The organism is Sphingomonas sp. SL1004, assembly GCF_057815015.1.
Genome location: NZ_JBYMUX010000001.1, coordinates 3,601,452 through 3,615,967 on the forward strand (window position 1 = coordinate 3,601,452; position 14,516 = coordinate 3,615,967).

Here is a 14,516-nt window from a genome sequence, read left to right on the forward strand (position 1 = left end):
GCCGCCTCAACGCGTCAGGCGGCGGCGAGTGCCGCCTCGGTCTCCGCGATCCAGCCACCGCCAAGCACGCGCTCGCCGGCATAGAGCACCGCCGCCTGGCCGGGGGCGACGCCGTATTCGGGCGCATCGAACACTACCCGGTCGCCGACCAGGCGAGCAGGGACGGGTTTGGCCATCGATCGAACCTTCGCAGTGAGCGGCCCGGTGAAGTCGCCGCCCAACCAGTTGATATCGGTCATCCGCGCCGCCCCGACCGCGAGCGCGCGTCGGGGGCCGACGACGACGCGTTTCGTCTCGGGTTCGACGCGGACGACATAGAGCGGCTCGGGACTGCCGCCGATCTCCAGGCCGCGGCGCTGGCCAACGGTGAAGTGGATCAGCCCACGATGCTCGCCGAGCTTCGCGCCGCCAAGATCGACGATGTCGCCCGCGGTCTCGGCCGCTTCGGGCCGCAGCTTCTTCACCAGCCCGGCATAATCGCCATCGGGCACGAAGCAGATGTCCTGGCTGTCCGGCTTGGCGGCAACGCCGAGCCCTAGCTCTGCCGCGATCTCGCGCACGCGTGCTTTCGGCAGGCCACCCAGCGGAAAACGCAGATAGTCGAGCTGCGTCTGCGTGGTCGCGAACAGGAAATAGCTCTGGTCGCGCGCGGGATCCGCGCCGCGGTGGAGTTCGGCGCCGTGCACGCCCTCGACCCGCCGGACGTAATGCCCGGTCGCGAGGCAGTCGGCGCCGAGGTCCCGCGCGAGCTTCAGCAGGTCGGTGAATTTCGGCCCCATATTGCACTGGACGCAAGGGATGGGGGTCCGGCCCGCGAGATATTCGTCGGCGAACTTGTCCACCACCTGCTCGCGAAAGCTGGTTTCGTGATCGAACACGTAATGCGCGATCCCGAGCCGGTCGCACACCGCACGCGCATCGCGGATATCGCGGCCCGCGCAACACGACCCGGCGCGACCGACCGCCTCGCCGTGATCGTAGAGTTGCAGCGTCACGCCGATCGTCTCGGCACCGGTGGCATGCGCCAGCGCTGCGACGACCGAGCTGTCGACGCCCCCCGACATCGCCACGACGATGCGCTTTCCGGCCATATCTGGCCCGAGCTGAAAATCGGTCTGATCCATGCACGTCATATAAGCGGCACGGCATCCGGTTGCAAAAAGATGCATTCGTTAACGTCGATCAAGCCGAAATGGTTGAAAAACGCGACCGGCGATTGGAAAAAAGCGACAAGTTCACGAACTCTTTCGCCGAGTTTTACGGTCCCTTCACCCCCTCGCGCTAGACCGGGCTTCCCAGACGTTGTGCGAGTATCCCGTTGGACCTGAGTTTTTCCCGTTTCGATCGTGACGCAGAGATTACCGCTCTCCCCGGTGATCTGGCCGTCCTGATCGTCGGTATCGCCGCCCGGCAGGCGGCGAGCCCGACCGCGGCGGTACAGGCCGGCTTTGCCCGCGCGACGATTGATCCGAAGCTGTTCGAGCCGCTGCACGGTGCGTTCAATGGGCCGATGGCGGCGGCCTTAACCCGGTGGAAGGACGAATGAAGATGCTGTTTACCGCGGCGTTTCAGCCGATCTTCAAACCCTGCGACTATGTGTCGTGTGTGCGTATCGAGAGGGGGCCCCCCGCCCCGACCAGAGGTTTCAAATGATCGAGAACCAGAAGATTCGTCCCGGCAAGGTCATTGGGCCGCTTGGTGAGCAGCTTACCCTGGACAGCCTGCCGCCGCCGAGCACGACGCGCTGGGTGGTGCGCCGCAAGGCCGAGGTGGTCGCTGCCGTCAATGGCGGTCTTCTCAGCGTCGATGATGTCTGCGCGCGCTACGGCCTGACGGTCGAGGAATTCGCCGGTTGGCAACGCGCGATCGATCGCTCCGGCATGCCCGGTCTCCGGGTGACGCGCATTCAACACTATAAGTCATTGTACGAACGCCAACAAAAGTATTGATCGGCAAAACCTGGACCAGATTCAAAACGCGGGCGGAACAAAAATAACCGCTCGCTCGTCTTTCCGCCATCGCCCGGATACGGGTTCAACGGAGGGAAAATATCATGGGTCTCATTCTTTGGCTGATCATCGGCGGCGTCATCGGCTGGATCGCCAGCATGATCATGCGCACCGACGCGCAGCAGGGTATCTTCCTGAACATCATCGTCGGCATCGTCGGTGCGTTCATCGGCGGCCTGATCCTGTCGGGTGGCTCGATCAACAACGCACCGCTCACGCTGACCTCGTTCATCGTGTCGCTGCTGGGCGCCATCGTCCTGCTCGCGATCGTGAACCTCGTGCGTCGCGGTAGCGTTCGCTAAGAGTTCGCTTCCGACGCGAATTGAAAGGGCCGTCCGGGCAACCGGGCGGCCCTTTTCGCGTGCGCGGTACAGACGGAGCATGGCTCTTCCGTCATGCCGGGCTTGTTCCGGCATCCACCGTTCCGCGCATCCTCTGCCCGTAGATTTCGCGGAACGGTGGACCCCGGAACAAGTCCGGGGTGACGAAGCAAGGGGTCAGTTCAGCAAGAACCGCACCGACAGCGTCACCGTCACGTCCTTCTCGCCCGGCGCGATCTGCGTGCTGTCCTTGGCCATCGCCGCGCGCGCCATGAACATCGGCTGCGGCGAGCCACCCGCATCCTGGCCCGACTCGGCAATCGACACGATCCGCGACACGCGCAGCCCCGCTGCTTTGGCGTAGAGGTCGGCGCGACGCTTGGCCTGTGCGATCGCATCGGTCCGCGCTTCGTCGAGTGCCGCCTCGGGCTTGTCGATCGACAGGTTCGGCCCGTCGATCTGGTTGGCGCCCTCCGCCACCAGCGCATCGAGGATCGTGCCGGACTTGGCCACGTCGCGGAACCGGATCGAGACGGTGTTTGTCGCCTGATATCCGGTGATCACCGGCGGCTGATTGTCCGCATAGCGATATTGCGGCGCCAACTGCACCGAGGACGTGGCGATATCGCGCGGTGCAACGTTGGCACGCTTCAGCGCGGCCAGCACCTTCGCCATATGCTGCGCATTGTCGGTGAGCGCGGCGGCGGCAGTCGTCGACTGCGAGACGACGCCGGCGCGAATCGTCGCCAGATCGGGGACGCGAGTCGTACGGCCCTCGGCGGTGACGTCGAGCACGGTGCCGGCGGCCGGGACCATCGGCTCGACAGTCGTCGGCGCGGTCTGGGCGATGGCGGCGGCGCCCGGCAGCGCGACGGCGGCAAGCGCGGTAAGGAACACGGCGGTCTTCATGGATATCTCTCCCGGGGAACGATGCCACCGCGTGTCGCGCAGATGACGTCAACGCAAGCTGAACGGTCGCGGAAACCTGTAGCCCTAAACGCCGGCCGAAACTCTTCGAACATCATTGCGAATGGATCGGATTCGAAGCATGTCTCCGGCCTGCGTTGGTCGGGGGGCTTGAGCACGGTGACTTATTCAGATAACACAGCTTGCGAACGATGGTGCGGGTCGAGACAAGACCGGTCGAAATTGGGATTGTGACGCGCATGAATTACGAGACGAAGATGGCCGGTCACAGTGGCGCCAGCGAGAGCGACGACCAGCTGGCGCTGCCCGACTATAGCGTACCGTCGCATCGTCGCCGCACTATCATCATCGCCGTCCTGGTCGTGCTGGCGATCGCCGCCGCGGTGTTCGCGTTCAAGTCCGGCAAGAAGGATGCCGCGGCCGGCCCGGTGGTCGAGCAGGTGCCGACCGTCTCCGTAGTCGTGCCCGGTCGCAAGACGATCGATCGCACGATTTCCGCCACCGGCACGATCGCGGCGCGTCGCGAAATGCCGGTCGGCGTCGCGGGCGAGGGCGGGATGATCACCCGCGTGCTGGTCGAGCCGGGCCAGTGGGTATCGGCCGGCCAGGTGCTGGCGACGGTCGACCGCTCGGTCCAGACCGAGACCGCGGCGTCGCTGGCCGCCTCGGTCAGCGTCGCACGTTCGGACGAGACGATCGCACAGGCCGAACTCGATCGCGCCCAGCAGCTGGTCGATCGCGGGTTCATCTCGAAGGCCGATCTCCAGCGCAAGGCGGCGACTCGCGATGCCGCCGCGGCGCGCGTGAAGGTGGCGCAGGCGACGCTCGGCGAGGCGCGGGCGCGCAACGGCCGGCTCGATATCCGGGCGCCCGCCGCGGGGCTGGTCCTCACGCGCGGTGTCGAATCGGGTCAGGTCGTCGGCGCGGGCACCGGCGTGCTGTTCCGCATGGCGGCGGACGGCCAGATGGAGATGCGCGCGCAATTGAGCGAGGCGGATCTTGCAGGGCTCCATGCCGGTGCGCGCGCGACCGTGGTGCCGGTCGGCACGACGCAAGGGTTTCCCGGCCAGGTATGGCAGGTGTCGCCGGTGATCGATCCGCAGAGCCGCCAGGGCATCGCACGGATCGCGGTGGCCTATGATCCGGCGCTGCGGCCGGGCGGTTTCGCCGCGGCGACGATCGTCGGTGGTGCGAGCCAGGCACCGCTGCTCCCCGATTCGGCGCTGCAGAGCGACGAGAAGGGCAGTTTCGTGTATGTCGTCGGCGCAAATGACAAGGTGGTCCGGCGCGATATCATGATCGGCCAGGTTTCCGATGCCGGCGTGACGATCCTGGGCGGGCTCGACGGTACGGAGCGCGTGGTATTGTCCGCGGGCGGCTTCCTCGCCCCCGGCCAGAAGGTGAAGCCGGTCACGAAGTCCCTCCCGCAAAAGGCGAGCTGAGGTCATGAACTTCCGCAACATCTCGGCCTGGGCGATCCGCAACCCGGTGCCGCCGATCGTGCTGTTCCTCGCGCTGACGCTGGCGGGTGTCGTCAGTTTCATGCGGATGGACGTGAACAACGATCCGGACATCGATTTCCCGATCGCCATCGTCGTCATCAACCAGCCGGGTGCGGCGCCGACCGAGCTCGAAACGCAGGTCACGCAGCGCGTCGAGGCGGCAGTGCGCTCGATCCAGGGCATCGACGAGATCAATTCGACGGTCACCGAAGGCCAGTCGCAGACCGTCGTCCAGCTCAGCATCGGCACGCCGATCGACCGCGCCGTCACCGACGTCCGCGACGCGATCGCGCAGATCCGCAGCGACCTGCCCGAGGGCATCCTCGAGCCGCAGGTGTTCCGCGCGAACACCACCGACAACGATCTCGCCAGCTACTCGGTGATCGCCAAGGACATGACGGTCGAACAGCTCAGCTGGTACATCGACAACAACGTCGCCAAGGAACTGCTGTCGGTGCCGGGCATGGCCGCGGTCAATCGCAACGGCGGCGTCAGCCGCGAAATCCGCGTCATCCTCGATCCGCTCAAGCTGCAGAGCCAGGGCCTCACCGCGAGCCAGGTCAACGCCCAGCTTCGCCAGGTCAATCTGAACGCCGCGGGTGGCCGCGCCGAGATCGCCGGCTCCGAACAGTCGGTCCGCGTGCTCGGCAACGCCAAGGACGCGGTCGCGCTCGCGCAGACTCAGATCAACGTCGGCAATGGCCGGACGGTACGACTGGCCGACATCGCGCAGGTCCGCGATCTCTACGCCGAACAGCGCAGCCGTGCCGCGATCGACGGTCGCCAGACGATCAGCTTCGATTTCCAGCGCTCCAAGGGCTCGTCGGACGTCACCGTCTTCAACGAGGCGGTGAAGAAGCTCGCGGCGATGGAAAAGCGCAATCCGAACGTGCATTTCGTGCTGCGCTCGAACAGCGTCAAATACACCGAGATGCAGTATGAGAGCGCGATCCACGCGATGATCGAGGGCGCGGTGCTCGCGGTGATCGTGGTGTTCCTGTTCCTGCGCGACTGGCGTGCGACGGTAATCTCGTCGCTCGCGATCCCGCTGTCGGCGATCCCGGCGTTCTGGTTCATGGACCTGCTCGGCTTCAACCTGAACCAGATGACGTTGCTTGCGCTCAGCCTGGTCGCGGGCGTGCTGGTCGACGACGCGATCGTCGAGATCGAGAACATCGTCCGGCACATGCGGATGGGCAAGTCCGCGTACCAGGCCTCGATCGATGCCGCCGACGAGATCGGTCTCGCGGTGCTGGCAACCACCATGGCGATCGTCGCGGTGTTCCTGCCGGTCGGCCTGATGCCGGGTATCTCGGGGCAGTTCTTCAAGAATTTCGGCCTCACGGTCGTTGCCTCGGTGCTGATGAGCCTCGCGGTCGCGCGCCTCGTCACACCGATGCTCGCCGCCTATTTCCTCAAGTCCGCGGGGCCTGCGACGCACGGCGAAGGCGTGTTGATGGACGGCTATATGGCCACGCTGAAATGGACGCTGGAAACGGGCAAGGCCAAGGCTTCGGCGGCGCGCGGCGGGTTCCACCGTTTTACCGGCCGGTTCCGTGACCACCGCTTCTGGGTGCTGGGGCTCGGCGTGTTCGCGTTCCTGATGACGATCGTGATGTTCGGCGTGCTGCCGATGACGTTCCAGCCGGCGCAGGACAACGACACCTCGATGGCGGTGATCGACATGGTGCCGGGCACGACGCTGTCGCAGACCGAAGCGGTGGTGACCAAGGTCGCCGCGCTGATCGGCTCGCAGCCCGACGTGCAATCGGTCTATGCACGCAGCGGAGCCAACGGGTCGGTCAATTCCGGACGCGTCACTGCGACGCTGAAGGACGATCGCAAGATGAAGAGCACGGAGTTCGAGCGTAATCTCGCGCCCCAGCTCGCCGCGATCCCCGATGCACGCGTCTCGTTCCGTTCGCAGAATGGCTGGGGCGGCAGCACGCGCGACATGAGCGTGACGCTTGGCGGCGACGATCCCAAGCTGCTCGATGCGACGGCGCAGAAGATCGTGACCGAGATGTCGCGCCTGCCGAGTCTGGTGGCACCGCGGGTCGCGGGCAATCTGCAGCGCCCGGAAATCGTGATCAAGCCGCGCTTCGATCTCGCCGCGAACCTGGGCGTGACCACGCAGGCGCTGTCGTCGGCGATCCGCATCGCGACCCTGGGTGACATCGACCAGAATTCCGCGCGGTTCTCGCTCTCCGATCGCCAGATCCCGATCCGCGTGGCGCTCGATCAGGGTGCGCGCAGCGAGCTTTCGACGATCCAGAACCTGCCGGTGTCGACCGCGTCGGGCGGATCGGTGCCGCTCAATCTGGTGGCGGAGATCACGCTCGGCTCCGGCCCGACCAAGATCGATCGCGTCAATCAACAGCGTCAGCTGACGATCGGTGCCGATCTCGCGCCCGGCATCGTCTCGGGTGTCGCGCAGAAGCAGATCGATGCGCTGCCGACGATGATGAACCTGCCGACCGGTGTGAACAAGCTCGTGCTCGGCCAGTCGAAGTTCCAGGCGGAGATGATCAACAATTTCATCCTCGCCGTGATCGCCGGTACGTTCCTCGTCTTCGCGGTGCTGGTGCTGCTGTACCGCCGCGCGCTGCCGCCGTTCGTCAACATGGGCTCGCTTCTGCTGGCGCCGCTTGGCGGATTGCTGGCGCTGTGGGCGACCGGAAATCCGGTGTCGATGCCGGTGTTCATCGGTATCCTCATGCTGCTCGGCATCGTCGCCAAGAATTCGATCCTGTTGATCGACTTCGCGCTGGAGGAGATGGGCAAGGGCATCGACGTCTGGACCGCGGTGGTCGATGCCGGCCACAAGCGTGCGCAGCCGATCGTGATGACCACGGTGGCGATGGTCGCCGGCATGATCCCCACCGCGCTGTCGATCGGCGGCGATGGATCGTGGCGCGCGCCGATGGGCATCGTCGTGATCGGCGGGCTCGTCCTGTCGACGATCCTGACGCTGCTGATCGTCCCGGCGGCGTTCAGCCTGGCGGTCGGCATCGAACGGTATATCGGGCCGCGGCTCGGCAGCCGGCTGCTGACCTATCGTCCCGGTGACGATGGCAGCGAGGTTATCGGGCTGGCGGGACCATCGGGGCCCCGGCTCGGGCCGGCAACGCCCAAGCTTGGCGACGGCACGCAGCCGGCGGAATGACGCGCTTTCCCCGTTCGTGCTGAGCGCCGTCGAAGCACCCCGGTTCGGGGCGACCCTTCGACGTCATGCAGCGCGAACGGGCTTGGTCGAATCGCACTTGGTGCCGGCGCGACTGAACTATCCCCGCGCTCGCGGATTGTTTCGGGTATGACTGTTTCTTCCCGTACGCGCCCGGTCGGCGAAGCTGCCCCGGCCGCGCTGGTCCGCATGCGGGTAGTTGCGACCGGACTGCTCGTGTTCATGGCGGCGACGTTTTTCGTCAGCCGTGCGCTGGTGTCGGTCCACCCCGCATTCGCCTTTATCCGCGCATTTGCCGAAGCAGCGATGGTCGGCGGTCTGGCCGACTGGTTCGCGGTAACGGCGTTGTTCCGTCACCCACTCGGCCTGCCGATCCCCCACACCGCGATCGTGCCGCGCAACAAGGATCGGATCGGTGATACGCTGGCGCAGTTTCTCCGCGATAATTTCCTGATTCCCGTCGTCGTTGCCCGGCGGACCCGCCGGCTCGACGTGGCCGGCGCGATCGCGCGCTGGCTGACCGATCCACCGGAGGGAGCAGGGGGCCGTTTTCGCCAGGGCGCATCGCGGCTGGTGGCGCAGGTCTTGGAAGGGCTCGATCCGGCGCGGTTAGGCGGCATGGTGAAGGCCGGCATCGGCACGCGCCTGCGCCAGACCGAAGTTTCGCCGATTCTGGGACAGCTTCTGAAGGCTGCGATCGCTGAGCGCCGCCACGCGCCGTTGCTCGAAAGCGCGATCCGCTGGGCGGCGAAGACGCTGGCGGCGAACGATCACCTCGTCCGCGCAATGGTCCATGACAAGGCCGGTTCGATCCTGCGCTGGACCGGGCTCGACACGACCGTCGCGGACAAGCTCATCAGTGGGTTCGACCGACTGCTAGCGGAGATGGCGGAGGATCCCGAACATCCGCTGCGGCTGAAAGCGGAGGAGGGGCTCGATCGGCTTGCCTGGGACCTGCAATATGACCGCCGCATGCGCGAGCGTGTCGAGACGATGAAGAACGAGCTGCTCGACAATCCGGCGATGCAGCGCTGGCTCGATGGGTTGTGGGAACAGGCACGCGGCGCGCTGCTCGCGATCGCGCGCGATCCGGAGCGGGCGATGGCGGGCAAGCTCGGCGACATCCTCCGCCAGCTCGGCGAGACCTTGCAGCACGACCCGCGCATGTCGCGGACGATCAACCGCTTCGTGCGTCGCGCGGCGGTGGGAGCCGCGGCGGATTACGGCGACGGCATCGTCAAGCTCGTATCGGAGACGGTACGCAGCTGGGATGCGAACACGATCACGCGGCGGCTGGAGAATGCGGTCGGGCGCGACCTGCAATATATCCGCGTCAACGGGACGATCGTCGGCGGGCTGGTGGGGTTGGTGATCCACAGTGTGGATGTGCTGCTGTAGGCGCGCGTCTCCCTCTACCCTCCGGGGAGAGGGAAGGAGGAGCCGTAGGCGACGGGAGAGTGAGGGGTGGTTGGGCGCGCGCCATAGCCTCAAGCCCCTCACCCTCCCACGCGCAAGAGCGCGCGGGCCCCTCCCTCTCCCCGGAGGGTAGAGGGGAAGGGTGCCTTGTCGCGTTCGCGGGAGAACACAGCGGTGCGGCCTCTGGCTCAAGTTCACCACCCCGGCGAAGGCCGGGGCCCAATTGGCAAGGTCACAGTAACGGCGCGCAACGATTATCAGTACCGTTTCCCAATTGGGCCCCGGCCTCCGCCGGGGTGGTGTTGGTGCAACGTGTCCGAAATTGCGATCCTATTCCTGTCGCAGAAGCAGACGCTGCACCTACCGCTCCCAATCCGGCATCGCCCAACCCTTGGCCTTCGCCAGCAACCGCAAAGGCCCATGCGCATTCACCGCAAACGGCTCGTCCGACCACGCAAAGGTCGGCGCGTCCGAAACATGATCGGAGTAGAACCGCACATGCGCCGCGCTCCGGTCGATCTGCTCGCGCGCCATCCACGCCTCGATCATCCGCAGTTTCGCCGGGCCGTAGCAATTCTCGCCCTCGATCCCCGCCAGCAGGACGCCGTCCGCGTCGCGCACGCTCTCCGTTCCGATCACCGCGTCGAAGCCAAGTCGCTCGGCGATCGCCTCGACATAAAACCGGTACGACGCGGTCGCCATCACGAGGCGGTACCCCGCGGCACGGTCCGCTTCGATCTGCGTCCGCGCACTCGCGAACACGCCGTCGCGCATGATCCGGTCGGCGAATGCGTCCGCCGCGCGCCGTTCCTCGGCCAGCGACATGCGTTTCCCCAGCATCATCCGTTGCATCACATATTTCAGGCGTCCCCGGCTGATCAGCTTGCCGACATAACCGAGCGCCGCAACGCCCGCGAAGGGTACCAGCGCCAGCCGCCACGGAGCGCCGCCGCGCCGGGCCGTATGGAGCAGGAACGGCGTCCAGGTCGGCGCATGCGTGATGGTCTTGTCCATGTCGTAGATCGCGAGACGGACCAGCGACGCGTTTGGCCGGGAGGGCGATGGCGGGGCGTCTGCGGCAGAAGGGGGGGGTGAAGAAAAAGTCATCATCGTTGCTTACGCCGCATTCATCTTGCCGATCCAGTCACTTTGCCGCAAAGGGGAACCCGATGAGCGCGATGGCCGATTTTCAGCAGGACGGTGCCGATACCGGCACGCTTCGCTTTACCGGCGATCTGTCGCTCGCAAAGATCGGCAATTTGCCCGATCGGCTCGAGGCCGTCGATGCGTCTTCGGTGAAGCATGTCGATCTCAGCGGTGTCGACCGGATCGATACGATAGGCGCCTGGGTCGTCCACCGCTTCGCCGCCCGCAATGACGCGACGATCGCCGGGCTCGACGAGGATGGGCAGGCGCTGTTCGACCAGGTCGTCGCTTCGGATCAGCCGGTTGCCGTCCGACCGGTCAAGGTGAACGCGATCAGTCGCGTGGTCGGCGAGATCGGCGATGCGGTGGTCATCACTGGCAAGACGATGCTCGGCCTGCTCGCGTTTCTGGGTTCTACCACGATCGCGTTCGGCAGCGTCATCCGTCATCCGCGCCGTTTCCGGTTCAACGCCGTCGTCCAGCGGTTCGAGGTGGTCGGGGTGGCCGCGCTCGGCATCGTCGGGCTGATGAGCTTCCTGATCGGCATGGTCATCGCGCAGCAGGGCGCGGTCCAGCTGCGTCAGTTTGGCGCCGAAGTGTTCACGATCAACCTCGTCGGCCGCCTGACGATCCGCGAACTCGGCCTGCTGATGACCGCGATCATGGTCGCGGGGCGTTCGGGCTCGGCGTTCGCGGCACAGCTCGGCACGATGAAACTGACCGAAGAGATCGATGCGATGCGGACGATCGGCGTGTCGCCGATGGAGGCGCTGGTGCTGCCGCGCGTGCTGGCCGCGATCGTGATGATGCCGCTGCTCGGCTTCTACGCGTCGGTGATCGCGATCATCGGCGGTGGCCTGCTCTGCTGGGTCCAGCTTGGTATACCGCCGGTCACCTTCATCGCGCGGATTCGCGAAGTCGTGCCGATCACCGATCTCTATATCTCGCTGATCAAGGCGCCGGTGTTCGGCGCGATCATCGCGATCGCCGGCTGTTTCCAGGGAATGCAGGTCGAATCGGACGCCGAACAGGTTGGCCTGCGCACCACTTCGGCGGTGGTTCAGGGCATCTTCCTGGTGATCGTCCTCGACGCGTTCTTCGCGGTATTCTTCACATGGCTAGGCTGGGACTGATGCCCCGCAAGGACGACACCAAGGCCGACGACTTCATCATCTCCGTGAAGGGGCTGAAGAACGCGTTCGGCGACTCCGTGGTGCACGAGGGGCTCGACCTCGACGTGCGGCGCGGCGAGATCCTCGGCGTGGTCGGTGGCTCGGGTACCGGCAAGTCGGTGCTGATGCGCTCGATCATCGGCCTGCAGACTCCGGTCGCGGGTGAGATCACGGTGTTCGGCGAGCCCAATATCGGCCGTGAAGAGACCGAGGCGACCGAGATCCGCAAGCGCTGGGGCGTGCTGTTCCAGGGCGGTGCGCTGTTCTCGACGCTGACGGTGGCCGAGAACGTCGAAGTGCCGTTGCGCGAATTCTATCCGGATTTGTCGCCGGCGCTGCTCGCCGAGATCGCGTCGTACAAGGTGGTGATGACGGGCTTGCCGGCGGATGCGGCAAACAAGTTTCCCGCCGAGCTTTCGGGCGGCATGAAGAAGCGTGCCGGCCTTGCCCGCGCGCTCGCTCTCGATCCGGAGCTCCTGTTTCTCGACGAGCCGACCGCGGGGCTCGATCCGATCGGTGCTGCTGCGTTCGACGGGCTGACCCAGTCGTTGCAGAAGACGCTGGGCCTGACGGTGTTCCTGATCACGCACGATCTGGATACGCTGTACGCGATCTGTGACCGGGTGGCGGTGCTGGCCGACAAGAAGGTCATCGCGGTTGGCACGATCGACGAACTGATCGCGCTCGATCACCCGTGGATCGAGGAATATTTCAAGGGGCCCCGCGGCCGTGCCGCGGTCGCGACGCAGGAGGCGCACGAGCGCGCCGACGAGCAAGCAGCCCGACACCCTACTGAGGTCCAGTCCAAGCAGTCCGCGCCGGACGACGCCGACGCGACATACGCCGAGAAAGAAGCAAGGACGCGCTGATGGAAACCCGTTCGAACCACGTCCTAGTCGGCGCCGTCGTGCTGATCCTGCTGGCCCTGCTGGCGCTGTTCACCGTGTGGATCGCGCGGATCGGCGGCAAGGAAGAGAAGGAATACGACATCTTCTTCCGCCAGTCGGTCGACGGGCTCGCGCGCGGCTCTGCCGTGACGTTCTCGGGCGTGCCGTCGGGACAGGTAAAGACGATCTCGCTGTGGAAGAACGATCCGCAGTTCGTCCGCGTCCGGATCAGCGTCAACGACGAGACGCCGGTGCTGCAGGGCACGACCGCGTCGATCTCGGGCGTCGGCTTCACGGGCGTCAGCCAGATCTCGCTCGATGGCGCGCGCAAGGGTGCGCCGGCGATCGGCTGCCCCGAAACGAAGACGCCGACCGAATGCCCGTATGGCGTGCCGGTGATCCCGACCAAGCTGGGCGGGCTGGGTGCGATCCTGAACTCGGCCCCGCAGCTGCTCGAGCGTCTGTCGACGTTGACGGAGCGCCTGACCGGCTTGCTGACCGACAAGAACCAGGCGTCGATCGCCGGGATTCTCGAGAACACCAACCGCCTGACCGACGCACTTGCGGACCGTGGTCCCGAGATTGCCGCGACGCTGGCGCAGACCCGCGTGGCGATCCAGCAGGCGGGCGATGCCGCGCAGCAGTTCGGCGTTCTGGCGCAGACCACCAACGGTGTGCTGTCGGAAGAGGTAAAGCCGGCGATGGCGAACCTGAACAAGGCGATCACGTCTGCACAGCAAAGCGCCGAAACGCTGAACGCGGCGATCGGCGATGCGCGTCCGGGCCTGCAGGCGTTCTCGAAAACGACCATCCCCGAGGCCAACCGTCTGGTCCACGACCTGCGGACGACCGCGGCGGCATTGTCGTCGGTCGCCGAGAAGGTCGACCAGCAGGGTGCAAGTTCGCTGATCGGGCAGCAGAAGCTCCCGGATTACAAGGGTAAGTGAGGCACGCCATGAAGACACCGCTCATCCTGATCGCGATGCTGCCACTTGCCGGGTGCATCAGCTTCGGCGCGAAACCGCCGCCCACGCTGCTGACGCTGACGAGTTCTTCGTCGGTGCCGGTCGGCCAGAACCAGGATTCGGCGACCGCGAAGTCGATCACGATCCAGGTGCCGGTCGTTCCGCAGTCGCTCGCGACCGCGCGCGTGCCCGTGCAGGCGACGCCGACGTCGATCGCCTATGTCACCGACGCGCAATGGGCGGAGCCGCCGGCGCGGCTGTTCGCACGGCTCGTGTCGGACACGGTCGCGTCGCGGACCGGGCTGGTCGTGCTGTCGACGGCACAGTCGATCGGCGATCCGGGCGGGTTGCTCGGTGGCGAATTGCGGTCGTTCGGGCTCGATGCGACGACCCGCGAGGCTGTGGTGACGTTCGATGCGTCGCTGACCCGGGTCGGCAAGACGTCGGTCGAGAAGCGCCGCTTCGAGGCTCGCGTGCCGGTGTCGGCGATCGATGCGACGTCCGCCGCGGCGGGGATCAACCAGGCGGCCAACCAGGTCGCGACCGAAGTGGCGGACTGGATCGGCCGCTGAACGTCGTGTCGGCCTGAGCGTTGAGGCTCTCTGACGAGGAGAGCTGCGATGCCACAGGGCGACAAGGACGCGTATACCGACAAGCAGAAGCGCAAGGCCGCGCATATTGCCGACGGCTATGAAGCAAAGGGTGTTCCCGAGCCTGAGGCCGAGGCGCGTGCGTGGGCTACGGTGAACAAGGATTCGGGCGGGGGCAACAAGTCCGGGTCGGGTCGGGGGAAGCCCGATACGCAGGCGTCGGCGCGGAGTGGCGATCGGTCCGCGGCGGCAAGGAAGGGTTGGGAAACCCGACGGAAGAAGGCTTCGGGCTAGCCCGCGTCTTCCTGTCCTTCTCCCCTTTGGGGAGAAGGTGGCGCGGCAGCGTCGGATGAGGGGCTTTTCCACGACACCCCTCACCCTCCCAACTGCCAAGCGGC

Annotated in this window: 14 protein-coding genes; 11 read left to right on the top strand and 3 right to left on the bottom strand. The window is 66.0% G+C overall.

What is annotated here, in order from left to right; translation table 11 throughout:
• Nucleotides 1–14: 14 nt before the first annotated feature.
• On the bottom strand, nt 15–1,124 hold the full coding sequence (gene mnmA, locus AC3D24_RS16540) for a tRNA 2-thiouridine(34) synthase MnmA (protein ID WP_489032239.1): 1,110 nt from the start codon (nt 1,122–1,124) through the stop codon (nt 15–17).
• Between the two features lie 194 nt (nt 1,125–1,318).
• Between mnmA and AC3D24_RS16545 the strand changes: the two genes are divergently transcribed.
• The 3 genes from AC3D24_RS16545 to AC3D24_RS16555 all read left to right on the top strand — a co-directional run bounded on the left by AC3D24_RS16545 (nt 1,319) and on the right by AC3D24_RS16555 (nt 2,311).
• Entirely contained in the window at nt 1,319–1,546 is a 228-nt protein-coding gene (locus AC3D24_RS16545; protein ID WP_489032240.1) for a hypothetical protein, read from the top strand.
• A gap of 103 nt (nt 1,547–1,649) precedes the next feature.
• Nucleotides 1,650–1,949 carry a CtrA inhibitor SciP gene (sciP, locus tag AC3D24_RS16550; protein WP_056061087.1) on the top strand — a complete coding sequence of 100 codons (300 nt, stop codon included), beginning with the start codon at nt 1,650–1,652 and terminating at the stop codon, nt 1,947–1,949.
• A 104-nt stretch (nt 1,950–2,053) separates the two neighbouring features.
• On the top strand, nt 2,054–2,311 hold the full coding sequence (locus AC3D24_RS16555; protein ID WP_056484797.1) for a GlsB/YeaQ/YmgE family stress response membrane protein: 258 nt from the start codon (nt 2,054–2,056) through the stop codon (nt 2,309–2,311).
• Nucleotides 2,312–2,506: 195 nt separating this feature from the next.
• Here AC3D24_RS16555 and AC3D24_RS16560 read toward each other — a convergent pair whose 3' ends face one another.
• A complete protein-coding gene (locus tag AC3D24_RS16560) occupies nt 2,507–3,238 on the bottom strand; it encodes an SIMPL domain-containing protein (RefSeq protein WP_489032241.1) in 732 nt (243 codons plus the stop codon).
• 257 nt (nt 3,239–3,495) lie between these two features.
• Here AC3D24_RS16560 and AC3D24_RS16565 point away from each other — a divergent pair, with 257 nt between their 5' ends.
• From AC3D24_RS16565 to AC3D24_RS16575, 3 genes are all read left to right on the top strand, one after another.
• Entirely contained in the window at nt 3,496–4,698 is a 1,203-nt protein-coding gene (locus AC3D24_RS16565; protein ID WP_489032242.1) for an efflux RND transporter periplasmic adaptor subunit, read from the top strand.
• Between the two features lie 4 nt (nt 4,699–4,702).
• Nucleotides 4,703–7,924 (top strand): efflux RND transporter permease subunit, encoded by a 3,222-nt coding sequence (locus AC3D24_RS16570; RefSeq protein ID WP_489032243.1) that lies wholly within the window; start codon nt 4,703–4,705, stop codon nt 7,922–7,924.
• A 147-nt stretch (nt 7,925–8,071) separates the two neighbouring features.
• On the top strand, nt 8,072–9,340 hold the full coding sequence (locus tag AC3D24_RS16575; protein WP_489032244.1) for a DUF445 domain-containing protein: 1,269 nt from the start codon (nt 8,072–8,074) through the stop codon (nt 9,338–9,340).
• Nucleotides 9,341–9,718: 378 nt separating this feature from the next.
• On the opposite strand, the gene AC3D24_RS16580 is transcribed toward AC3D24_RS16575, so the two are convergent.
• Nucleotides 9,719–10,465, bottom strand: coding sequence for an HAD family hydrolase (locus AC3D24_RS16580; RefSeq protein WP_489032245.1), 747 nt, complete (start codon nt 10,463–10,465; stop codon nt 9,719–9,721).
• A 62-nt stretch (nt 10,466–10,527) separates the two neighbouring features.
• On the opposite strand from AC3D24_RS16580, the gene AC3D24_RS16585 reads away from it, so the two are divergent.
• The 5 genes from AC3D24_RS16585 to AC3D24_RS16605 are packed head-to-tail and all read left to right on the top strand — an operon-like array spanning nt 10,528 to nt 14,412.
• Nucleotides 10,528–11,637, top strand: coding sequence for an ABC transporter permease (locus AC3D24_RS16585; RefSeq protein ID WP_489032246.1), 1,110 nt, complete (start codon nt 10,528–10,530; stop codon nt 11,635–11,637).
• Complete coding sequence (locus AC3D24_RS16590; protein WP_489032247.1) at nt 11,637–12,545, top strand: ABC transporter ATP-binding protein; 909 nt, start codon at nt 11,637–11,639, stop codon at nt 12,543–12,545. The genes AC3D24_RS16585 and AC3D24_RS16590 overlap by 1 nt, the downstream gene beginning before the upstream one ends.
• Entirely contained in the window at nt 12,545–13,510 is a 966-nt protein-coding gene (locus AC3D24_RS16595) for an MlaD family protein (RefSeq protein ID WP_489032248.1), read from the top strand. Before AC3D24_RS16590 ends, AC3D24_RS16595 begins: the two co-directional genes overlap by 1 nt.
• Before the next feature lie 8 nt (nt 13,511–13,518).
• Nucleotides 13,519–14,100, top strand: a complete 582-nt coding sequence (locus AC3D24_RS16600; protein ID WP_489032249.1) for an ABC-type transport auxiliary lipoprotein family protein — start codon at nt 13,519–13,521, stop codon at nt 14,098–14,100.
• A gap of 48 nt (nt 14,101–14,148) precedes the next feature.
• Nucleotides 14,149–14,412: a plasmid stabilization protein gene (locus AC3D24_RS16605; protein WP_489032250.1), complete on the top strand. Its 264-nt coding sequence runs from the start codon at nt 14,149–14,151 to the stop codon at nt 14,410–14,412.
• The last annotated feature ends 104 nt before the right edge of the window (nt 14,413–14,516 follow it).